We start from the raw sequence: 23,563 nt of genomic DNA, 5'->3' as shown, positions 1-23,563 counted from the left end.
AGAATGAGGACGAGCCTTTCTTTTGTTAATTATTGGAAGCTTGATGCAACATTTAAACGAATAATTCGTTGAAAGAAATAGAATCTTATGAAGCAGGAAGGTATGTTATGAAACGAGCAAGAATCATTTATAATCCTACATCTGGGCGTGAAGTGTTTAAAAAGCATCTACCAGAAGTACTGGCAAAATTAGAGGTAGCAGGCTATGAGACATCTTGTCACGCAACAACCTGTGAAGGCGATGCAACCATTGCAGCAAAGGATGCAGTAGAACGTGGCTTTGATATAATCATTGCAGTTGGTGGAGATGGCACATTAAATGAAGTTGTTTCAGGTGTTAGTCCATTTGAGAACCGCCCGAAAGTAGGGTTAATTCCGATGGGCACAACGAATGACTTTGCCCGTGCCGTGCATATTCCCCGAAATATTGAAGCTGCCGTTGATATCATTATTAAAGGTGAAACGTTGCCGGTAGATGTTGGTTTATTAAATGGGGAACGCTATTTCATCAATATTGCCGCTGGCGGACGTATTACAGAGTTAACTTATGAAGTGCCAAGTAAAATGAAAACAATGCTAGGACAGCTAGCTTATTACGTAAAAGCAGTCGAAATGATCCCATCGATCAAAGCTTCCCATATGCGTATCGAATATGATGGCGAAGTGTTTGATGGGGATGCCATGATGTTTTTATGTGGCTTAACAAATTCAGTAGGTGGTTTTGAAAAGCTTGCACCTGACGCAAGTATTAATGATGGCTACTTTACTTTATTAGTATTGAAAAAAGTAAGCCTGCCTGAATTTATTCAGCTTGCCGCAATGGCATTAAGAGGCGAGCATTTGAATGATGATCGTGTGATTTATAAAAAGGCAAGTGTCGTAAAAGTATCTACTGAAGATGAAATACATTTAAACTTAGATGGTGAGTATGGTGGAGATGCACCTGCTACATTTGAAAACTTAAAGCGCCATATTGAAATTTTTGTTCCACTAGCAGATATTCGTGAGGAAGACCGTATGTAATGAACATTAAAACAGGGCTCTACTCAATTTAGGAGGGAGCCCTGTTCATTAGTGGTTGAAATTGGCAAAAAAACCTATATATAGATATAAAAAATTCTAATAATTGGTATTGTGAATGAATTAAGAAAAATGTTTGGCAAATGTGCGTATATTACTTGAACAAAATTTGAAACCTTTATAATAGGCCGAAATTCCGGTCCATTATAAAGGTTTTTTTCGTTGCAATAGTGGAAAATGGGGGTAGAGATAAGGGAAAGGAAGTGTTGCCTTTGTATAAGTCACAGGAAAGAAAGCTCATTTGGCTAAGCTTTGGTGTTGGAATTATCATGCTACTTTCCATACTTGGAAGAATATTTGGAGGTTAGGGGGGCAATGAAATGGTGAATGAATCAGCAGTCTTTTGGAGTAGAGCATTAACGGAGCTAACCTTATCGTTCCATATTATTTATGCAACGATTGGTGTGGGTGTCCCATTAATGATTATGATTGCGCAATGGACTGGGTATAAAAAGAACGATGAGCACTATATTTTAATGGCAAGACGTTGGGCACGAGGTTTTGTCATTACAGTTGCAGTCGGAGTTGTAACAGGGACAGCAATTGGCTTACAGTTGTCTTTACTATGGCCGAATTTTATGCAGCTTGCCGGCCAAACAATTGCATTACCACTTTTTATGGAAACGTTTGCATTTTTCTTTGAAGCCATCTTCCTAGGCATCTACTTATATACTTGGGATCGCTTCGATAGTCAGAAAAAGCATATGCTACTATTAATTCCGGTTGCTGTCGGTGCATCGATGTCAGCTGTGTTTATAACAATTGTCAATGCGTTTATGAATGCGCCACAAGGATTTGACATTGTGGACGGCCAGCTTGTGAATATTCAACCTTTTTTAGCCATGTTTAATCCAGCGATGCCGACAAAGGTAGCGCATGTTCTCGTTACAGCCTACATGACGTCCGCATTTGTGTTAGCATCTATTGCAGGATACCGTCTACTTAGAGGTTCTAAGCATGTATACCATAAAAAATCCTTATACCTACTTATGAAGATTGGTCTGATTTTCTCCATTGCATCAGCGATTATTGGAGACTTTTCAGGTAAATATTTAGCAGAATATCAGCCAGAAAAACTAGCTGCAGCTGAGTGGCATTTTGAAACGGGGGATAAAGCTTCCCTTATACTATTCGGTGTATTAAATGGTGAAGAAGTAAAATATGCTATTAAAGTACCTTATGCTTTGAGCGTTTTAGCACATAATAATCCAAATGCAGAGGTAATTGGCTTAGATCAATTTGCTAAAGAAGATCGACCACCGCTGTATATTCATTACCTCTTTGATCTCATGGTGATGATTGGCATGTTCATGGCATTCGTTTCACTGCTTTACGTAACCGGGAAAGCACGTGATTGGCAGTTTATTCATAGACGTTGGTTTAGATGGATTGTTGTTGCAGGTGGACCACTTTCCATTATTGCAATTGAAGCAGGATGGTGGCTAGCTGAAGTTGGACGACAGCCTTGGATCTTATATGGATTAATGCGAACACCAGAAGGGGCCACAACGAGTGACCATGTGGATTTAATGATGCTATTGTTTACCGGCGTATATGCCGTATTAGCAGTAGGCAGTATGGTGGTTTTAATTCGTATGTTCAAAAAGAATCCAATTGAGCGAGAAATAGAAGATCGCCATGCTGAAAAAGGCGGTGACATCTTATGACATTAGAGATTTTAGGTATTTCAGTTTTATGGATTTTCCTATTTGGCTATGTCATAGTAGCTTCAATCGATTTTGGTGCAGGCTTTTTTAATGCCTACAGCCTGCTTATCGGAAAAAATCATATTTTAACGAATATTATTAAGCGTTATTTATCACCTGTTTGGGAAGTAACCAATGTCTTTTTAGTATTCTTCTTTGTTGGGATTGTTGGATTTTTCCCACAAACAGCGTTCTATTATGGAACGATTTTACTTGTTCCAGTTAGTATTTCGCTAGTGCTCCTAGCAATACGAGGCTCTTACTATGCGTTTGAATCCTATGGCGCACGTGGACATATCGGTTACACGCTGACGTATGGTGTAGCAGGCTTACTCATTCCAGCCTCACTCTCTGTTGTATTCGCGATTGCTGCTGGTGGCTATGTGGATATTGTTGACGGGCAACCTGTCCTAAACTATTGGACATTGTATACGAGCCCATTTGCTTGGAGTATTGTCGTGTTGAGCATTGCAGCTGTACTTTATATTTCAGCCGTGTTTTTAACTTGGTATGCTCATAAAGCAAAGGATAGAGAAGCCACAAATTTAATGAGAAGATACGCACTTGCTTGGGCGATACCATTAATGGTGAGTGCGCTCGGCATTATGTACGAAATGAAATTTATCAACCCTGAAAGTTACAATCATATGATTAATTTATGGTGGATGTTTGCCATTTCAGCCGTATTATTTATTATTACTGTAGTGTTAATATGGATGCGAAAAAATTACGGTCTTGCGGTAGGATTATTGATTGCCCAATTTGCAGTGGCATTCTTCGCATATGGGATCGCACAATATCCATATTTACTATATCCGTATTTAACAATTTACGATAGCTTTACAAGTACACAGATGGCGATTGCACTCGTCATTGCGTTTATTTTAGGACTGTGTCTACTGATTCCATCACTGTTCTTGTTGTTGAAATTATTCCTCTTCAACAAAAAATATGTGACAGGAAAAGAAGACAATCACGCATAGGAGGGATACAACTATGGCAAGTTTTTTGATTTTTTATGCACCCTTTATAGTCGTCATCCTAGGTGTAGTTGCTGCTTTCTGGTGGGCACCTAGAGATTACCACACAGTGAGGAAAGAGGGAAAGAGTCGCGAATAGCGGCTCTTTTTTCTACTCGTGGGGATGTATTTGTTCGGGTGCTCAGGTAGGCAGGGCAGATCACTTTTTTTGTTTACCTGAGCAGTGTGAGAGCGGATCATATTCTTGGGATACCCAAGCAGTTTGGAGTGAGAGCGGATCACATTCTTGTCTTACCCGAGCAGTTTGAGAGGAGAGCGGATCACATTCTTGTCTTACCCGAGCAGTTTGGGGAGAGAGCGGATCACATTGTCAGCATACCCGAGCAGTTTGGGGAGAGAGCGGATTACATTATCGGCATACCCAATCAGTTGGTGGCCAGAGCTGATCTCACTTTCTCAATACATCCGAGCCGTTAATATGAAGCCTTGTTCTTTTTTCATCCGCCACAACATGCTACAATAAAGAGATTGAAATGGAGGATGTACGAATGTCAGCACCCGTGAAAAAAAATGACCGACTACCAGTTTATATAGAAGATTTAACACATGATGGCAATGGCGTCGCAAAGGTCGATGGCTATCCATTATTTATCCAAGGTGCACTTCCTAATGAAACGGCGGAAGTACATGTTTTAAAAACGTTAAAAAATTACGGCTTTGCGAAGGTTGCAGAAATTCTCAAGCCATCACCAGATCGTGTAGATGCGCCTTGTGAATATTTCAAGCAATGTGGCGGCTGCCAATTACAGCACCTATCTTATGAAGGTCAGTTAAAATGGAAAGAAAACATGGTGCGTAATGTCATGCAGCGCATTGGTAAAATTGATGCGCCTGTCCTACCTGTGAAAGGCATGAAAGAGCCTTGGCATTACCGTAATAAAGCACAAATTCCTTTCTCCTCAAATGAAGCAGGACAAGCAATTGCTGGCTTCTACAAAACGAAGTCTCATAGCATTGTGGATATGGAGCGTTGCTTAATTCAGACAGGAGAAGCGGATGCTATTCTTGCAGGCTTGAAAAAGGAATTAGCGGCAATCGGTATTCGACCATATAACGAGCAAACACATGAGGGAATGCTGCGCCACGTAGTTATTCGTAAAGCACGAGCAACTGGTGAAGTTATGGTTGTTGTCGTAACTAAAAAGAAAAAATTCCCGCAAAAAGAAGCGGCTGTTGCGACAATCCAGAAGCTTGTCCCGAATGTAACATCAATTATGCAAAATGTTAACAGCGACAAAACGAACGTTATTTTCGGTGATGAAACCGTAAACCTATGGGGCAAGGACGTTATTATTGATACAATTGGCGATGTTCGCTTTGAAATTTCAGCCCGTTCATTTTATCAAGTAAACCCTGAGCAAACGGAAGTTCTATACAAGCAAGCATTAGACTACGCTGACCTGCAGGGTGATGAACGAGTAATTGATGCTTACTGTGGTATAGGCACCATTTCATTATTCCTTGCACAAAAAGCAAAGGCTGTTATGGGTGTTGAAATTGTCCCGCAAGCGATTGAAGATGCAAAACGCAATGCAGAATTAAATGGTTTAACGAATACGTATTTTGAGGCAGGGCCAGCAGAGGAAGTTATTCCACGTTGGTATAAGGAAGGCAACGAAGCGGATGTTTTAGTAGTCGACCCACCACGCAAAGGCTGCGATGAGGCGCTTCTAAAGACGATTTTAGAGCAACGTCCAAAGCGTGTTGTTTATGTGTCTTGTAATCCAGCTACACTAGCACGTGACCTTCGAATTTTGGAGGATGGGGGCTATCAAACACAGGAGATTCAACCTGTGGATATGTTCCCTCATTCGACGCATGTGGAGGTTGTTACGGAACTAACTCTAAAGGAGCGATCATAATGGACGCAGCAAAAAAATGGCTCTCTATCCCGAAAGATATCAGAGAAATGCTCGTGAAAAACGTATTTTGTGGCAATTGTGGTGTAACAGAAATTGTGAAGTACACGATACAAGAGGGAGAATATGCCCCTGTATTGAAGGGGAAATGCAAGACTTGTGGTAGGGATGTTGCTCGGGTGATTGATTAGTAAATGATAGAACTCTGAAAGGATGGAGTGAATATTCCATCCTTTTTGTGTAAGCATGGAAGGGTTTTGGTTGAATCTTATGCTTGAATAGAAGAGGTTACTTTTGATATATGTGACGAAAATTATACACCTCATAATTGGTATCAGAACATTATAATAGGCAGTTCAAGAACGTGGGTTTGATATCAAAGGGTTTATAATTCGATTGCTTTATGATAAATTAGCCGTTATCTTGAATTGCTTTTTTATGTTTTTGGAATAAAGTGTCCACTATTCGGGGTTCAGTTCAAAAATCTATGCCATCTGCTTTTTGTTTATAAACATACCATTCAGGACCGATTTTCGTTAAAATAAACATTGCTGATTTTTACAGATTATAAATGTCAAATTTATTTGTGTTTTATTAAGCATGATATAAGTGTAAAAGAAGTGGAACATTCGACGTTATATTGTTTGACCGAGAGTTTGAAGTTGTATCCATATTGAGAGGAATTGAGTTTGAAAATGATAGATAATTTTTGGCGTGATTTACCACGACCATTTTTTGTACTTGCACCAATGGAAGATGTGACGGATGTTGTTTTTCGTCACGTAGTAAGTGAAGCCGGTCGACCGGACGTATTTTTCACAGAGTTTACAAACTCGGATAGCTATTGTCATCCAGAGGGCATGAAAAGTGTGCGTGGCCGTTTGATTTTTACAGAAGATGAACAGCCGATGGTGGCACATATTTGGGGGGATAATCCCGAATATTTTCGTCAAATGAGTATTGGTATGGCGGAGCTAGGTTTTAAAGGCATCGATATTAATATGGGTTGTCCTGTACCGAATGTGGCATCGAGAGGGAAAGGTAGTGGCCTTATTCTGCGTCCAGACGTTGCAGCAGAGCTTATTCAAGCCGCAAAAGCGGGCGGACTGCCTGTCAGCGTGAAAACACGACTTGGCTTTAAAGAGGTAAATGAGTGGGAGGATTGGCTAACGCATATTTTAAAACAGGATATTGCGAACCTTTCTATTCATTTACGTACAAGAAAGGAAATGAGCCAAGTAGATGCGCATTGGGAGCTAATTCCGGAAATCAAAAAATTACGTGACCGTATCGCACCAAATACGCTAATAACGATTAATGGAGACATTCCTGACCGTCAAACGGGGCTGCAGCTTGCTGAGCAATATGGTATTGATGGCGTTATGATCGGGCGAGGTATTTTTAAAAATCCTTTTGCTTTTGAAAAAGAGCCAAAAGAGCATAGCAGTAAAGAGTACCTTGATCTTTTAAGATTGCAGCTTGATCTTCAAGATCAATATGCGGAAGCACTACCACGTTCAATCACAGGGCTTCATCGCTTTTTCAAAATTTATGTCAAAGGCTTCCGTGGAGCTGGTGAATTAAGAAATCAATTGATGAACACGAAATCAACAGATGAAGTGCGTGCATTACTTGATTACTTTGGAAAAGAATGGGACGGGGACAATTAGATCAGAATGTATTGGCGGAAATAGCAAAGAGGGGCAAAGAACCCCTCTTTTTTGTTGCCTAATTCAGTTGTGTATAGTATCTTATCTCTTCTTTATCCGTATAAAAGCCAACAGATTCGTATAGAGATAAGGCTGATTTATTTGTAGTAAAGGCCAGCTATGCGAGTTCCCCTTAATAAATTTGCCTTTTGATTTCATGTGTTAATTCGTAAAAAAAAACTGTGCACGTTATCCATATTATTGTGGACCACCCAATTGCAATATTTTTTTCCTCTAAACCAGCTTCAGAAAGTGATTTACTACTGTAGCTTTCTCCAATTACATAATGATCACTATTTTTATCTATTTCTCAATCGCCTTCTTTATTGATACTATTAATACATTAAATATTATAAAATGGTATTATATGTAACACATTGTTTATTGTTCCTAAGTATGATTCTTTAAAAAACTCTTACTCAAGATAGCTGTTATCTATTGCCTAAAAGGAGAGTCAACTATGTACAAACTTATGCTTATTGAAGACGATACTGAATTAAGTGCGCTTATTCAAGAGAACTTGGAGCGCTATAGGTATACTGTTGTACAGCCTGAAGACTTTTTGAATATAGAGGATGAGTTTACAAGAATTAAACCTGATTTAGTTTTATTGGATATTAATTTACCTTATTATGATGGCTATTATTTATGTAGGGCTTTTCGTAAGCAGTCGAATGTGCCAATTTTAATTATTTCTGCTCGTAATCAAGAGCTAGATCAGATTATGGCAATTGAACTTGGGGCTGATGACTATATTACGAAACCATTTACGTTTGACATGCTGCAATCGAAGGTGAAAGCGACGATTAGAAGAGTTTATGGAGAATATGCAGCAAATGGACAAAATCTTACGTGTGCTGGTCAGCTATGTATTGATGCCGATACACTTGTTTTAACTTTCCATGAGAAAAAGATTAACCTTAGCAAAAATGAATTTAAATTAATGAAAAAATTAATAGATAATAAAAATTCATTTGTTTCGAGAGAAGAGCTAATCGAGGAAGTGTGGGACTCGATTACATTCGTAGAGGATAATACATTAACGGTTAATATAACGAGAATAAAGCATATACTATCTGAATTAGGATTTGATGATGTGATTAAGAGCAAAAGAGGAGTAGGGTATATGTTTTACTATTCTAATTCTACGAGGGGTTCGCAATGTTAAAGCATATTTTAATAAAATTCTTAAAAGATAGGTTCCTACTAATCATGTTTTATTTAATAAATATGATTGGCGTTATGACCTTTTTTCATCTAAATGAACCGGCAAATGATGAAATTTTTTATCCATTATCGATAGGATTATTTTTATTGTCTGTGTATTTAGTAATTGATTGGCTTAACTACTATCAAACGAATAAAGCAATTGAGCTTATGTTAAGAGGGCAATTTGTCGAAATACAACCACATACAGAGGAACAAAAGGCTTTTTATCAATTGCTACAGAAAAATATAAGTGAACACACTCGAAAATACAATACAATGAAGGATCAGAAAAATGAAAGTCTATATTTTTTATCCCATTGGATGCACTTTTTAAAAACGCCTGTTTCTGTAATAGAACTGATCATTAGTAAAGAAAAAACAGAGGATGCTACTGTCCTTTTTGAAAAAATTCAGCGAGAAAACAAACGAATACATACTTCAATAGAGCAAGCGTTAACGATGGTGAGAATGGAAAGCTTTGAAACTGATTTGGACATAAATGCCGTTGATTTACTTACTACATTGAGAAAAGTCATTAATGAGCGAAAAAGGGAATGTATTTACCATTCTATATTTCCGGTCATTGAATTTGATGATGAAGAAGCCTGTGTAGTTACTGATGTAAAATGGAACGAAATTTTATTGGACCAGATTGTTTCCAATGCTATTAAATATTCTAGCTTAAAAAGCGGGAAGAAACAGCTTATTTTCAAAATTGAAAGTCTCGGGGAATACATCACATTATCTATTATTGATGAAGGGATAGGTATGCCTTCTTATGATGTCGATAGAGTATTTCAACCATTTTTTACAGGAGAAAACGGAAGAAAAATGCCCAATTCCACAGGTATCGGACTTTATATTAGTAAGAAAATAGCTGACAAGCTTGGGCAAACGATTACTATCCAATCTGAAATGTCGAGAGGTACAACTGTAACGATTCGATGGCAAGCGGCAGAAAATCATTTGTCTCAAGTATAGAGCGTAGAACCGAACCTTACAGAGTTGTAAGGTTTTTTTAGTGAATCAAATTTTTGTATATCCACTTGTGATTTAGAATGATATTTAATACCGATTTCCGTGGGAGGGAAGAACAATGGTTATTTTAGATGCGAGAAATATAGTTAAAATATACGGAGAATCACTAGAAGAAGGTTCCACTACAGCACTGGGAGGAATAAGCTTATCAATGAAGAAAGGTGAGTTTGTTGCCATTATGGGACCTTCCGGAAGTGGAAAAACAACATTACTTAACATATTAAGTGGGATTGATAAGCCAACCTCTGGTGAAGTTACAATCGAAGGCAAAGCTATAAGTGAAATGAGCGCTGATGAATTAGCTTTATTTCGCCGACAACAATTAGGATTCATCTTCCAAGAGTTTAACCTTTTAGATAGCTTAACGGTAAAAGAAAACATTATGTTGCCAATGATTCTGGAAAAGAAAGGCGCAGCTGAAATGGAGGAGAAGGTACAAAGCCTATCTAAGCTTTTTGGTATTGAGACGATCTTGAATAAATATCCCTATAACGTATCGGGTGGACAGGGGCAGCGTACGGCTGTTAGTAGAGCACTAGTTAACGAGCCTAGTATTATATTTGCCGATGAGCCAACAGGAAATTTGGATTCGAAAACATCAGAAGTAATTATGGAATGCTTTGAAAAGATCGTTCAAGAGCTTGAGGCAACCATTCTTCTTGTGACCCATGATGTCTTTGCAGCTAGCTATTGTCAAAAAGTAGTCTTTATAAAAGATGGTGTTATTCATTCTTACATTGTGAAAAAGGGCAATAAGAAAGAATTTCTCAATCAAATCATTGATAATCTAGCTGTCTTAGGGGGAAGAGCCCATGACATTTAAGCAAGTTGTATGGAAAATGGCAAAGGTGCATTATAAAAAATATCTTTTATACTTGGTCTGTAATAGTTTTGTCGTTATGTTTTTCTTTATGTTTTCTACCCTCTATTTCAATGAGCAAATCGAACAATTTAAAAAGTTGGAATCTCTGGATTATATGTTGAATGTACCAGGAATTGCCCTGATTGTCTTTACGATATTTTTCATTACATATGCACATGGTACTTTTATCAAAAGAAGAAAAAGCGAGTTTGGGCTATTCATAACGTTAGGGATGACCAATCGCGATATTAGCAAACTATTACTGTTAGAGAATGCCATTATTGCTTTACTTTCTATAGTTATCGGGCTTCTGTCAGGGGGCGTATTTTCGCGACTATTCTTTTTACTTCTCATGAATAGTGTAGGCTTAGAGGAAATTTCTTTTCAGTTAAATAGCAAGATGTTTTACTTTCCCATTATCACTTTCATCATCATCTACTTTTTTGCTATTGGTAAATCACTTTATCTTATTTTAAATCGAAATCTTATACAAAGCTTAAAAAGCAATAAGGTTACAGAATCAATTAAATTAAAAAGCCCTAAGTTTGGAGTGTTTGGACTTGTATTGATTATTGGATCAGTTCTGGGGCTTTTTATTACGTATGTTAGTCCACATGCGGGTGAATTTCTATATATTTGGTTTACCATAACGACTGTAGGATTATATCTTTGTCTTTCTCAGTTCATGAGTTTTTTTATAGAGCTAGCGAAACAAAATAATAAATTTTATTATCAACGATTATTGTTATTGACGAGTATAGACTATAAATTTAAGCAGCTTACCTCTATATTAATGCTGGTGACAATGATGATTATGATAACCATTTTGTACAGTACTATCATATTATCCACCTATATGTTAAATGAAAAGGAAGTGTTGAATCAAAATCCTTTTGATATAGCGTTTATCCAACCAGAAATGAAAGATAATTTGTCTATGAAAGAACTAGATTCAATCCTAGATGATAAAGATAATCCGGTTCAACAGCATATAGTGATTCCATTATATTCTTACTATGAGAAAACGTACGATGGTTGGTATAACCTTTATAACATAATGACAGTGGATCATTTTAATGCTTTAACTTCAAGAGAGGTAAAATTACAAGGGCGAGAATATCTTCACTATTTGAATGTAGAACCAGAGTATGCAGGGGATGAGAAGGAAGACATCAAAGAGTGGACAATCCCAAGTAGAGAAGGCAATATCACTTATTCACTAAAAAAATCTATTATTGAAAGTAATATTAATTCTTTTTTAGGTGTTTCCGATTTTATCATTGTCAGTAATTCCGAATTCGAGTTTCTTAAAGCGCATGTAAATGGTTTTGCAACGAATCTCCATTTAATTAATGTTGTCAACTGGAAAGAGACAACAAATGCTGTTAAGAGCTTAGAGGAAAGATATAATAATGAAAAGATCTCACCAATTGTAGATGTTAGAGGAGAAAATGTATCACAAGAGAACTCATTCAAAATTGTCTCTAAAATAGGGGGCCATTATCGTAATATCCATTCTAATGGTATGTTATTCTTTGTCATGACTTTTTTGAGTATTATCTTCTTTTTTGGTTCCTTTATTTTATTATATTTAAATCTTTTTTCAGAGATCGATAAAGAACAAGCGAAGTATCAAAAACTTTATAGTATAGGGATTACTGCGACAGAAGTAAAGCGAATGATATCAAGGGAGATAACAATCATATTCTTTATCCCAACACTAGCAGGCATGGGCTTAGCCTTTCTATATGTTATTGCTATGGCAAATGATGTTGGCGGTGTCATAAGGAATCCAGAAATACTATGGCAGTTCTTTGGCGTTTCAGGAATTTATCTTATCATTCAAATAGGATTTTATCTATATGCAAGGAGGAAGATGTTTTCCCATTTAACACAGGGAAAATGAAGTATAAATCATTTTATCGCTACTTTCTAAGTGCTAAGGTAATTTTTTCTACTATAAAACATTGCTTTTTCAATCATAATCTTATAGAATGTAGAACGATATAAATGAACGAAATAAATTTCCTTTAATACGGTCCAGAGAGGCTGAAAAGGGCTACGTGATATTTTTTAAGCTAACAATATCTTTGTTTTCTCATGCCCTTTTTGTCCCCTGTGACAGAAGGGCTTTTTATTTTGCGAATTAATACCCTCTTTTAAAGGGAGTCCCGTGAGGCTTCAAAAGAGAATGGAAAAGAATTGTGTAATCCATTCCCTCAAATAGGCTAAAAGAGATTTTTAACAATGAAAACTGGAGGAACGTAAGAATGGATTATCGTAAGAAAACAGTGGTAGCGTCAGTAGCTGGTTTAACATTGGAAGGAATGGACATTATGTTTATTTCCTTTGCGATGACAATGATTATTTCGGAATTTAACATTGATTTTGCAACGGGTGGACTGATTTCTTCCGTAACGAATATTGGTATGCTGTTGGGCGGCATAATTTTCGGGGTTTTAGCTGATAAGTATGGGCGGGTAAAAGTATTTACTTACACCATCTTGTTGTTTGCGCTTGGTACAGCTTTAACTGGATTAGCAACAAATATTGAACAAATTTATATTTATAGATTTATTGCAGGTCTTGGTGCAGGGGGCGAATACGGCATTGGTATGGCTCTTGTTGCTGAGGCTTGGCCGAAGAATAAGCAAGGAAGAGCCTCTTCATATGTTAGTGTAGGTGCTCAATACGGAGTTATTTTAGCAGCGTTACTAAGTGCCGTTATGCTTCCGACTTTAGGATGGAGGGCTTTATTCTTTGTTGGTGTGTTACCTGTCATTTTCGCATTTATTGTGCGAAAAAATCTTGAGGAATCACCTGAGTGGCTGGCTGCTCAGAAAAATAAAAGAATCGATAAGCAGCATGAAAAAGGTAAGCTGGCACAACTATTTGAAACGCCTCGAACATCAATGACGACAATATCACTAATCGTTATGGCAACTGTTCAAATTGCTGGTTACAATGGCTTAATGATTTGGTTGCCATCTATGCTGCAGCAATCTCAAGGTCTATCCGTTTCAAGCTCGGCACTTTGGACAATTAGTACAGCAGTTGGCATGATTATTGGGATGCTAACGTTTGGACGATTTATGGATCGATATGGCGCAAAGCGTGCATTCGGAATCTTTTTACTAGCCTCTGCATGTGCAGTGTTTCTATACTCCTATGCCACAGGAAGTGTTGCAATTTTATTAGGTGGTGCGATTGTCGGCTTCTTCTCAAACGGCATGTTCGCAGGGTATGGAGCTTTAATTAGTAGCTTCTATCCGGTGCAAATTCGAAGTACAGCTACAAATACGATTTTTAACTTCGGTAGAGCAATTGGAGGATTTTCACCGATCTTTGTCGGTTATATTCTTCAAAGTTATGATATGACAGTAGTTATGATCTACTTAGCTGCCTTATATTGCATTTCCTTTATCGTGATGCTAACTCTTAAAAAAGGGACCAGCGAGGCTTTACAACCGGTTGAAATTAAATAAATCAATTATGCCTCGGCATAATTGTAGCTGTCGCTTTGCTTTCGCTACAGAAAACATTTGTAGCTGTCGCTTTGCTTTCGCTACAGAAAACATTTGTAGCTGTCGCTTTGCTTTCGCTACAGAAAACATTTGTTGCTGTTTCTTTGCTTTCGCTACAGAAAACATTTGTAGCTGTCGCTTTGCTTTCGCTACAGAAAACATTTGTAGCTGTCGCTTTGCTTTTGCTACAGAAAACATTTGTAGCTGTCGCTTCGCTTTCGCACAGATAACAATGTGTTCGGAATCGATTTTGTGCTTAGGCCTGCATGACGCAGGTCAGTTAGCCGTTATCGCATGGATGCGATGATTTTAGGCTAACATCCTATGTGAACTCCTTTCCGATTCCGTGACATCCGCCGGAGGCTTTAGGCCAACATGATGTTGGTCACTCAGTCGTTGCCACAGAACGTGGCGTTCTTAGACTGAGTTCCTCTATTTCAGCGGATGTTTGGACACCCGCTGAAAGAAGTTAAAACATGAAAGAACGAATTCCAATTAAAAAAGGGATTCGTTCTTTTTAAATTTATTATTATAATAAACCTTTTGAACGTTTTTCAGCCATTTCTACGAGGCGTTTTGTTATTTCTCCTCCGACTGAACCGTTTGCACGAGAAGAGGCTTCTGGCCCTAATTGTACATTAAATTCTTGTGCGATTTCATATTTCAATTGATTAACAGCTTCATTTACACCAGGAACTAGAAGCTTATTTGAACTACGATTAGCCATTTATCTCACCTCCTTGTGATTAGAATGGTCGAGAGTTAGCTAATCATACATGTTAAAAAATAAAATGCACATTCTAAATACTATAGTAAAGTAACTTTTGGAAAGCTAACTAAAATTGTGAATGTCTCTGCTATAATAGAGTAATGCTTCAATTTCGAGGATATGATTGTTAGAAGCGCTTTTACAGTTAAAATGGAGGTTTTTTAAAATGACGAACAATGATATTTTAATTCGTTTAAGATATGCATTAGATATCAAAAATACAGATATGGTTAAAATATTTCAGCTAGGAGGCATGGATTTTACGAAGGAAGAAGTATTGAACATGCTTATAAAAGTTTATGATGAGGAAGAAGCACCAGAAGAATACATCAAATGTAATAATAAAATGGTAGAGGCATTTTTAAATGGATTTATTACATTTAAACGAGGTCCTCAAAAGCCTAAGCCTGGTGAGCCGGAAGGACCACTACCTGTTTCAGGAAAAGAGAGTCCTAATAATATGCTATTAAAGAAAGTGAAGATAGCGTTAGCCTTAACGAGTGACGAGATGCTCGATATTTTATATGATGGAGGCGTTAGCGTTTCGAAAGGCGAATTAGGTGCCATTTTAAGAAATCCAAGTCATCGTAACTATAAAGAATGTGGCGATCGCTTTGTGAGAAATTTTTTAAGAGGGCTGACAGATAAATATAGAGATTAAAAAACGTTCTCTCTAAATTGTCAAGAGTAAATCTTGATGAAGAGCTAATGGATTAATGATTAAAAAAGCACCTACAATTTTGTAGGTGCTTTTTTGATGAAGGGATTTGCACAAAAATCTATGTTTAGATAAAAATATTCTACAAAAAGCACTTTTTTCTTAGTTGAATGTTGTTGACAATTTGTGACCAAAATGTGTACAATGAAATTGACATAAAGTTGTCACAAAGAGGATAAATAAATGTTCACGAACAGAGGGGTGCTTTTATGTTTAGTTTAAACATTTTATTAGTTGCTATCGCATGTGTTACGATCCCACTTGTTGTTGCTTCAGTGATGTTAGATATTTTTTATGCAGAAAAGAAACAAGTTCGTTTTTCATTACGCCGTACATCTATGTGGTATTCCTGTATGTTTGCTTTATCATTCATACCGTCAGTCTTATTCATGACACTAACTAAATAACTATCTTTAATATGAATAATCATTTAGGGGTAATTGATTATTTAAAATTATAGTAACAGCTACAATATTGCGTTGTAGCTGTTTTTAAATTATTTCAGCGGGTGTCCAAACACCCGCTGGAATAGAGGAACTCAGTCTAAGAACGCCACGTCCTGTGGCAATTTATCTGTGCGAAAGCAACAAATGTTTTCTGTAGCGAAAGCAAAGCGACAGCTACAATTATGCCGAGGCATAATTGATATGCTTTGAAGAGAATTGTGGATAGGCCGAGAAAATTACGTAATAGTCTTCATTTCATACTAATAGTAAATAGTAAAAATTATGTGTATTTTAATCTGGTAACATTGACTACTTTTACCCAGTGTGTTAATTTGAGGAGGAAAAAGATGGGCAAATCTACTGAAAGGTAGAGACGCAAAGCTACAGGTCTAAGGTAATAAAAACTATGATGGCTGAGCTGCAAAGGAGTACTAGTTAAGTACATATATTGCTAGTTATATTCTTTGATGCCTATTTCTTTTGAAATAGGTTATTTTTTTTGCCAAAAATACGATAAAGGAGGAAGTAATAATCATGAAGTTGTTGAAAAATGTTTCATTAAAAAACAAACTTTTACTAACGGTTTCTATTATTGTTTTACTTCTAATTGCTATTATTACTACGCAAAGTATTAGAGAATTAAACAATCGAATGTCTGTTGATTTAGAGCAAGAGTTGAAAAGTGTTGGTGTATTGACAGCTATGAATCTTGATAGTGAGGTCATTAAAGATTTATTGACTGAAAAGGGAGAAACTAATGCTGAATTTAAGAACATTCAAAAGCAACTCGATAAGATTCAAGAAGAACAAGGAATTATGAGTTGGAGCTATATTTGGGATGTGAAGGATGCAGGTGGCGTTAACCCTATAGGCTATACTTCTAATTTGAACGACGTATATGAAGCGGGTGAAATCTTTACTGATTTAGCAGATGAACATGTAAAAACAGCTAAATTGGCAATTAAAAATAATAGCACTGAGGTAACTGATATTTTCGAAGATCCTTATGGTTCATGGCGAACTGTATTTAGCCCTATTAAAGATGACAATGGCAAGCTCATTGCGTTATTAGGTATTGATTATTCTGCGGACTACATAAATACCATCATTAAAACAAGTGTCGTAAAACAAATTGTTATAGCTGTTATTGGAATTTTAATTTTATTAGTTTTACTTTACATAATTATTGATCGTCTATTAAAACCACTTAAGAAAGTAGTAAATGCTGCAAATCAAGTAGCAAATGGGGAATTAATAAATGTAGATTTAGAAATAACGAAGGACGAAATCGGAAATTTATCTGAATCTATTAATACGATGGTTTCAAATTTACAACATATCATTTTAAATATTAGAAATACATCTGATAACGTTTCTTCTGCTGCTAATCAGCTAACTGTTAATGCAACAGAGACATATAACAGCGCAACAAATATTGCTCAAGACATGGGGGAAATCACGCAAAACGCTGAGGCTTCAATGGTTATGACTGAGGAAACAGCCGCTGCTATGGAGGAAACAGCAACAGGCATTCAGCAAATTGCTGACTCTGCTAATACAGCTGCTGAATCATCTATCTCTTCTTCTCAAGCTTCAGAACGTGGAAATCATGTTGTTCAGCAAGTCATTGCACAAATGGAGTTGATTAATGATTCTGTTGAACAAATAGGGACAACAATAAACGGATTACATATCAATACGAAAAAAATTAGCGATATCGTAAGCCTTATTACAGCAATAGCAGATCAAACAAACCTACTAGCTTTGAATGCGGCAATCGAAGCTGCTAGAGCAGGAGAGCATGGAAAAGGCTTCGCGGTTGTTGCTGACGAGGTTAGACGATTAGCGGAGCAATCATCACAATCTGCAACGGAAATATACAATTTAATTAGTACAATTCAAGCTGATTCAAACGCTTCTATTACTGTTATGGAAAAAGGAAAAGAAGATGTAAAGGCTGGTATGGTGTTTACAAATGAAGTAGGGGAAATCTTTAAAGAAATTCTCACGTCATCAGAAGAAGTTGCAAGTCAGATTCGCGAAATTTCGGCTGCGTCTCAACAAATTTCTGCTTCATCGGAGGAAGTAGCGGCATCTGTCAATAATATTAAACAATCTGCGGAACAGTCATCTGAATTCTCATCGAATGTGTCAAACGCAACGCAAGAGCAATTGACGACCATGCAAGAGGTGAAAGAGGCATCTTCTTCATTAGGAAAAACAGCAGAAGAATTGCAGGTACTTGTAACAAAATTCAAATTGGAGAATGATCAATGATGGAAATTAATTTTAAAGGAAAAAATGTACTAATTACAGGTTCAAGTAAAGGAATCGGCAAAGCCATTGCTTTAGGTTTTGCCGAGCAAGGAGCCAATGTATGCATCAATTATATTGGTGATGACAACGAGGCAGAAGAGGTTCGTGCACAAGCAGAAAAGTTTGGTGTACAGGCTATGAAATTTAATGCAGATGTATCGGATTCTCAGCAAGTTCAAGCTATGTATCAATCTATGGACAAACAGTTAGGCGCTATTGATATTCTTGTCAATAACGCTGGATTTGCACAGGCTTCAAGCATTACGGATTTAACAGATGAGCAGTGGGATAAAATGATTAAAGTTCATTTATACGGTTGCTTCTACAATTGCCGAGAAGCAGCAAAAAGAATGAAAGAACGAAACAAAGGAAAAATTATTAATATTTCTTCTGATATTGGTAGTTTAGGTTGTGAAGAATTTACGCATTATTCTGCTGCAAAGGGTGGCATTAATGCATTTACGAAGGCTTTGGCACGTGAGTTAGCGCCTTCGATATTAGTCAACGCAGTAGCTCCTAGTGGAACATTTACAGACATCCTAAAGGAATTTGGTGAAAATTATGTAGAGGAAGAGTCTGCTAAATATCCGTTAAAACGATTAGCTCAACCAGAAGAAATCGCAAAGAGTGTATTATTTTTAGCTTCAGAAAATGCGGATTTCTATACGGGTCAAATATTAACGCCTAATGGCGGAGTCGTTATGAACGGATAATGTGGAAAACTAAGGAGCAATACTATGTTAAATATAATCATCTTTAGCTTATACTTAATTTTTATTTATTACATTGGATATAAAGGATACAAACGAGTTAATACTGCGGAGGATTTAATTGTTGCAGGTTGGAGTATGCCTTTATCTGTTGTCACAGGAAGTCTAGTGGCGGCCTTATTAGCTGCCCCATTCTTTTTTGCGGCAGTAGGCTCAGGTTACACAAGTGGTGGCTTTGAAGGCTCAGCGACAATGGGCGGTTTAGGGACTTGTATGATTCTTGGAGCACTTATTTGGACGAAGCCATTACGTAGATTAAAAGGCTGGACATTAGCAGACTACTATGGATTACGATATGGCAGTAAAAAGCTAGGTGCATATACAGGCATCGTAATGGCGATTGCCTTCGGTGTCTTTAATGCAGCTGCGTTAACAGTTGGTGGCACGTATATTATTCAGCAGCTGTTGCAAATTGATTTCGTTCCGGCAGCAATACTTTTTGTATCATTAACTGCCCTATATTCTGTAATTGGTGGTTTATGGGCTGTAGCCTATACGGAAATTGTTCAGGGGGCACTGGCAGTAGCGGGTATAGTAGGGATTACAATTTTTATCTTATTCTATTATCCTGATGTAACATTTAACCCAGAGTGGTGGAATATTAGTGAACTCTTCAATAAGGCTGGAGCAGAGTTTTGGACACTATATCTTGTGTTAGCACTTGGTGATATTCCAGCAGTGGACTTAGGACAAAGGGTAGCCGCAGCGAAAAGTCCAAAAGTAGCACAGCGCAGTATGATTATAGCTGGGACAATTATTATTGCGATTAGCTGGATTCCGGGTATGTTAGGAGAAGCGTTTAAAACGATTTATCCTAATAGTACAAACCCAGAGACGTTAATGCTTGCCTTTGCTCAAGGATATTTCCCACCGTTATTAGCAGCCATCTTTTTAACAGCAATGGCAGCGATGGGAATGTCTACTGTAGCCGCGTGTTATGTTGCGACTTCGGGAATTATCACAAAAAACATTTATTTAGACTTTATTAATCGAAACCCAGATCCAAAAAAATTATTAAGATTTTCAAGACTTATTATTATTTTAAGCGCTTTGCTAGGCTTAGTTTTAGCGGTCAGCTTCCAGAAAGTAATTGATTTAGCATATTTGGCATGGGATATTGTCTTCGTGACGATTTTCTGGCCAATCGTTTTAGGACCGTTTTGGAAGCGAGTAAGTACACCTGCCGTGTGGACAAGTATATCTGTCGGGCTAGTCTATTACATTATTACATCTTTAACCTATGTACCAAGTCTTCATATCCAATCAGAAGGATTTTTAGGTTTGTTAAATGAGCTGTGGCAGGCACCTGTCTTCTCAGGCGTTGTGATCACAGGTATTACAATTGTTATCGTTAGTTTGCTTATTCCACCTTCACAACATGTTCTTGAGATGCATAAAATTGAAAAAGATAAGACTTTAGACAATGTTGGTAGTAAAGAGGAATTAATGGAACAATCAAATTGATAATTATTTATAAATAAAAATTTGGGAACATGAGAGCGTTGATTTTTAACGCCCTCGTGTTTTTTTATGCAGAAAACAGCACTCAAAAATGGCATTTTTAGCTTGTTTTAGCAAAAAAAATAAAGTACTTTTGTAATAGAGACATTTTACCAGGAGAATATTGTAAAATTTATTGTTACTAAAATTTTAAATTTTACAGTAAGTATTCACATAGGAAATAAAAAATAAGGAGTTCAACGATGAGAAGTAGCTTAAAAATTAAAATGTTAATGGTATTTTCAATTTTACTTGTTATTTCGTGTTTATTGATTAGCTTTTTTATTTATCGTTCGTCATTGGAACTAGTAAAAGAAACAGTTGGTCAGCAAAACGTAAATATGATTGATCAGGCAATCTCAAAGATAGATGTTAAAGGCTATCAAAGTATAGAGATTGGTGCAAAAAAAGATGACTATTATTATACGTTACAAAAAGAATTAAGCTCTGTTAAAGAGCTTCATAAAGTATCTAGTTTATATTCGATGACTCGGATAAAAAATGGTGAAGGATATGACTACTATTATATGGTGGATAGTGTTCCGAATGAGAATTCAACGATTGGCGATAAAGAGGAATCACCAGAATCGTATCCTAAAATGAAGCAAGTATTTGAAACAGGGCAAACACAATTTCAGCTATCAAATGATTCACAATACGGAGCGGTGCTTGCCATCTACGCGCCAATAAAAAATGAGGCAGGCGAAGTTGTAGGGTTAATAGGGGCAGATTTAGATGCCACAGAAGTTTATGCGGACATGAACGCTAATCAAATGAAAATTATATTGATTACGTTAATTATATTAATAGTAGGAATCTGCATTGTTTATTTCTTTACAGATTATTTAACGAAGCCGATAAGAAAATTAACATCACAAGTAAAACAAGTTGGCAATGGTGATTTAACTGTAAAAATAGAAACAGATCGAAAAGATGAAATTGGAGTTTTAACAAATGCATTCCAACAAATGGTGCTAGATTTACAAAATATTATCATTGGAATCAATTCTGGCTCTAAGCAGTTAATCGATACGACTAACGGAGTGGCAAAAAGTAGTGAAAAGGCAAATGAAGCGATTAGTCATATTTCAGCCTCCATCCAGGAAGTGTCAGCTGGGGCACATGCACAGTATAAAAGCTCAGAGGAAAGCTCAGCTACATTAGAGCAAATGTCAGAGGGCATTCAACAAATTGCCGAGGCTTCTTCAAAAGTATCCCAATTATCATCTCTTAGCTTACAAAACGTAGAGCTTGGAAATGGAAACATTGAAAAAGTGATTCATCAAATGAATATTATTAATGATTCCGTTCAATTATCCGCAAATGCAATTAAAAAACTAGAGAGTCAATCAAATGAAGTATCGCTTATTATCAATATGATTCGTGATATCGCTTCACAAACTAATCTACTTGCATTAAATGCTGCAATTGAAGCGGCTAGAGCTGGCGAATCTGGAAAAGGCTTTGCCGTAGTAGCTGAAGAAGTAAGAAAGCTTGCGGAGCAATCAGAAAAATCGGCGAATAGCATATCAAATTTGATTTCTAAAATAAGTGAGGATACGAGCTTAACGGTTCAAACGATGAATGTTGTAACAGAAAATGTAGAAGACGGTTTACAAGCTGTTGAAGAAGCTGGAAAATCATTTGAAAGTATTCTTCAATCTATTCAGGGCGTAGTATTTCATACAAAACAAGTTTCTGTAACCTCAGAAGAAATGTCCGCATTTTCTCAGGAGATTACAGCAGGAGTTATGGAAACAACGATGCTTGCTAATAAGGCTGCAAAGGCAACAGAAAGTGTTGTAGGGCGTACGATGGAACAAGAAAGCTACAATCAAGATATCCTCCATTCTATTTTAAAACTAAATAAAATGGCAGAAGAACTTGAAAAATCCGTTTCAAAGTTTGATGTAGATGTTAGAAACGCAGATAATTCCCATAGAAATTAAGAATGAAAAGATAATCGTTAGAATAAAATTTCTATTAGCATGGATGAAATAATCCTATCGATTATCTTTTTGAGGGTGGGATATAGATGAAAACCTTTTTTCTTATATTTCTAGGGATGATCTATTTATTACTAGCGAATTCAGTCGAAACGGCTATATTTAGTAAGGTCTATTTTTTAATTGGTTTAGGATTAGTAATAGTAGGAATTATTCGTTATATTAAAGAACGATATATCTATATCAATACATTAAATGAAATGAAAGAGGCAAGTGAGGAGGAGCTTATGGCTATCCCTCATACACATTGCATCATCTCACATGATTGTTTAAGTGCTTTATTATTAAATGAACCTACAAATACACTTTTCCTCGTAAGTAGAGAAGATTTAGAAGAAGATTTGATAAAAAAAGAAATTCCATTTAATAAAATATATGAAGTTGCTATAGTAGAGGACGAAATGTATATTGCAAGGACTAGCAATAACTTCATAAGTGGTTCATTATTGAGTGAAGAACTGGATATAGAAGAAGAGGAATTAGATGAAGAAGACCCTGAGTATAACACTGTATCTCAATTGACGTTGAAAATTGTAGCTGATTACTTATCTGACCCTATTCTAGAATATGCTTTTATGGATAACGGTGAGCCTATATCAAGAGAAGAGGATGAGTATCAAGAAGCGCTTGAGTTATGTGAGGAATGGTTTCAGAAGATCAGTGTTATTATCAAACGTTATGAGCTTGAAAGGGTACCAATTAGACATTGGCAATAAAATTGTAGAAAAAAGCTATCTCGAACGTAAAGTGTACCCTTTGTAAAGGACATTTTAAACGTAATGTCGAGATAGCTTTTTTTAACTTCTAGGAAAATCTAGAGTGATGATCAGGTATCGTCTCAAAGTGCTCGGGTGAGCCAGAAAAGTGATCAGGTATCGTCTCAAAGTGCTCGGGTGAACCAGAAAAGTGATCAGGTAACGTCTTAAAGTGATCGGGTAAGTCAGAGAAGTGATCAGGTATCGTCTCGAACTGCTCGGGTAAGTCAGAGAAGTGATCAGGTATCGTCTCGAAC

The 23,563-nt window shown here is 36.8% G+C and carries 21 protein-coding genes and 1 riboswitch; of the genes, 19 read left to right on the top strand and 2 right to left on the bottom strand.

Annotated elements, in window-relative coordinates:
• The first annotated feature begins 107 nt into the window (after positions 1 to 107).
• From ABH968_RS19020 to ABH968_RS18970, 12 genes are all read left to right on the top strand, one after another.
• Positions 108 to 1,022: a diacylglycerol kinase gene (locus ABH968_RS19020; protein WP_370046473.1), complete on the top strand. Its 915-nt coding sequence runs from the start codon at positions 108 to 110 to the stop codon at positions 1,020 to 1,022.
• A gap of 377 nt (positions 1,023 to 1,399) precedes the next feature.
• Entirely contained in the window at positions 1,400 to 2,746 is a 1,347-nt protein-coding gene (locus tag ABH968_RS19015) for a cytochrome ubiquinol oxidase subunit I (protein ID WP_370046471.1), read from the top strand.
• The gene (locus tag ABH968_RS19010) at positions 2,743 to 3,768 is read left to right on the top strand and encodes a cytochrome d ubiquinol oxidase subunit II (RefSeq protein WP_370046469.1); all 1,026 of its coding nucleotides are present in this window, start codon (positions 2,743 to 2,745) and stop codon (positions 3,766 to 3,768) included. Before ABH968_RS19015 ends, ABH968_RS19010 begins: the two co-directional genes overlap by 4 nt.
• Positions 3,769 to 3,781: 13 nt before the next feature.
• On the top strand, positions 3,782 to 3,904 hold the full coding sequence (cydS, locus tag ABH968_RS27865; protein ID WP_255350000.1) for a cytochrome bd oxidase small subunit CydS family protein: 123 nt from the start codon (positions 3,782 to 3,784) through the stop codon (positions 3,902 to 3,904).
• Between the two features lie 409 nt (positions 3,905 to 4,313).
• Complete coding sequence (gene rlmD / locus ABH968_RS19005; protein ID WP_370046467.1) at positions 4,314 to 5,687, top strand: 23S rRNA (uracil(1939)-C(5))-methyltransferase RlmD; 1,374 nt, start codon at positions 4,314 to 4,316, stop codon at positions 5,685 to 5,687.
• Positions 5,687 to 5,875 (top strand): hypothetical protein, encoded by a 189-nt coding sequence (locus tag ABH968_RS19000; RefSeq protein WP_370046465.1) that lies wholly within the window; start codon positions 5,687 to 5,689, stop codon positions 5,873 to 5,875. The genes rlmD and ABH968_RS19000 overlap by 1 nt, the downstream gene beginning before the upstream one ends.
• A 504-nt stretch (positions 5,876 to 6,379) precedes the next feature.
• Positions 6,380 to 7,354 (top strand): tRNA dihydrouridine synthase, encoded by a 975-nt coding sequence (locus tag ABH968_RS18995; RefSeq protein WP_370046527.1) that lies wholly within the window; start codon positions 6,380 to 6,382, stop codon positions 7,352 to 7,354.
• A 499-nt stretch (positions 7,355 to 7,853) separates the two neighbouring features.
• Positions 7,854 to 8,561, top strand: coding sequence for a response regulator transcription factor (locus tag ABH968_RS18990; RefSeq protein WP_370046463.1), 708 nt, complete (start codon positions 7,854 to 7,856; stop codon positions 8,559 to 8,561).
• Positions 8,555 to 9,583 carry a sensor histidine kinase gene (locus tag ABH968_RS18985; protein WP_370046461.1) on the top strand — a complete coding sequence of 343 codons (1,029 nt, stop codon included), beginning with the start codon at positions 8,555 to 8,557 and terminating at the stop codon, positions 9,581 to 9,583. Before ABH968_RS18990 ends, ABH968_RS18985 begins: the two co-directional genes overlap by 7 nt.
• Positions 9,584 to 9,698: 115 nt before the next feature.
• Entirely contained in the window at positions 9,699 to 10,463 is a 765-nt protein-coding gene (locus ABH968_RS18980) for an ABC transporter ATP-binding protein (RefSeq protein WP_370046459.1), read from the top strand.
• On the top strand, positions 10,453 to 12,408 hold the full coding sequence (locus ABH968_RS18975) for an ABC transporter permease (RefSeq protein WP_370046457.1): 1,956 nt from the start codon (positions 10,453 to 10,455) through the stop codon (positions 12,406 to 12,408). The genes ABH968_RS18980 and ABH968_RS18975 overlap by 11 nt, the downstream gene beginning before the upstream one ends.
• 364 nt (positions 12,409 to 12,772) lie before the next feature.
• Positions 12,773 to 13,987, top strand: a complete 1,215-nt coding sequence (locus ABH968_RS18970; RefSeq protein ID WP_370046455.1) for an MFS transporter — start codon at positions 12,773 to 12,775, stop codon at positions 13,985 to 13,987.
• On the opposite strand, the gene ABH968_RS18965 is transcribed toward ABH968_RS18970, so the two are convergent.
• Together ABH968_RS18965 and ABH968_RS18960 are read right to left on the bottom strand one after the other, a co-directional pair.
• Positions 13,964 to 14,224 (bottom strand): hypothetical protein, encoded by a 261-nt coding sequence (locus ABH968_RS18965; RefSeq protein WP_370046453.1) that lies wholly within the window; start codon positions 14,222 to 14,224, stop codon positions 13,964 to 13,966. The two genes, ABH968_RS18970 and ABH968_RS18965, sit on opposite strands and share 24 nt — an antisense overlap.
• 331 nt (positions 14,225 to 14,555) lie before the next feature.
• Complete coding sequence (locus ABH968_RS18960) at positions 14,556 to 14,753, bottom strand: alpha/beta-type small acid-soluble spore protein (protein ID WP_370046452.1); 198 nt, start codon at positions 14,751 to 14,753, stop codon at positions 14,556 to 14,558.
• A gap of 208 nt (positions 14,754 to 14,961) precedes the next feature.
• Between ABH968_RS18960 and ABH968_RS18955 the strand changes: the two genes are divergently transcribed.
• The 7 genes from ABH968_RS18955 to ABH968_RS18925 all read left to right on the top strand — a co-directional run bounded on the left by ABH968_RS18955 (position 14,962) and on the right by ABH968_RS18925 (position 23,267).
• Positions 14,962 to 15,456 (top strand): YehS family protein, encoded by a 495-nt coding sequence (locus ABH968_RS18955; protein ID WP_370046450.1) that lies wholly within the window; start codon positions 14,962 to 14,964, stop codon positions 15,454 to 15,456.
• 266 nt (positions 15,457 to 15,722) lie between these two features.
• Entirely contained in the window at positions 15,723 to 15,920 is a 198-nt protein-coding gene (locus tag ABH968_RS18950; protein ID WP_370046449.1) for a hypothetical protein, read from the top strand.
• A gap of 379 nt (positions 15,921 to 16,299) precedes the next feature.
• Positions 16,300 to 16,385: riboswitch (cyclic di-GMP riboswitch) on the top strand.
• Positions 16,386 to 16,493: 108 nt separating this feature from the next.
• Positions 16,494 to 18,236 carry a methyl-accepting chemotaxis protein gene (locus tag ABH968_RS18945; protein ID WP_370046447.1) on the top strand — a complete coding sequence of 581 codons (1,743 nt, stop codon included), beginning with the start codon at positions 16,494 to 16,496 and terminating at the stop codon, positions 18,234 to 18,236.
• Positions 18,233 to 18,988 (top strand): SDR family NAD(P)-dependent oxidoreductase, encoded by a 756-nt coding sequence (locus tag ABH968_RS18940; RefSeq protein WP_370046445.1) that lies wholly within the window; start codon positions 18,233 to 18,235, stop codon positions 18,986 to 18,988. The genes ABH968_RS18945 and ABH968_RS18940 overlap by 4 nt, the downstream gene beginning before the upstream one ends.
• 24 nt (positions 18,989 to 19,012) lie before the next feature.
• Entirely contained in the window at positions 19,013 to 20,509 is a 1,497-nt protein-coding gene (locus ABH968_RS18935) for a sodium:solute symporter family protein (protein ID WP_370046444.1), read from the top strand.
• 239 nt (positions 20,510 to 20,748) lie between these two features.
• Entirely contained in the window at positions 20,749 to 22,494 is a 1,746-nt protein-coding gene (locus ABH968_RS18930) for a methyl-accepting chemotaxis protein (RefSeq protein ID WP_370046442.1), read from the top strand.
• Positions 22,495 to 22,580: 86 nt separating this feature from the next.
• Positions 22,581 to 23,267, top strand: a complete 687-nt coding sequence (locus tag ABH968_RS18925; protein ID WP_370046440.1) for a hypothetical protein — start codon at positions 22,581 to 22,583, stop codon at positions 23,265 to 23,267.
• Positions 23,268 to 23,563 lie beyond the last annotated feature (296 nt).

Source organism: Lysinibacillus sp. RC79 (assembly GCF_041262405.1).
GTDB lineage: Bacteria > Bacillota > Bacilli > Bacillales_A > Planococcaceae > Lysinibacillus.
This window is presented reverse-complemented; position numbering and strand designations above follow the sequence as displayed.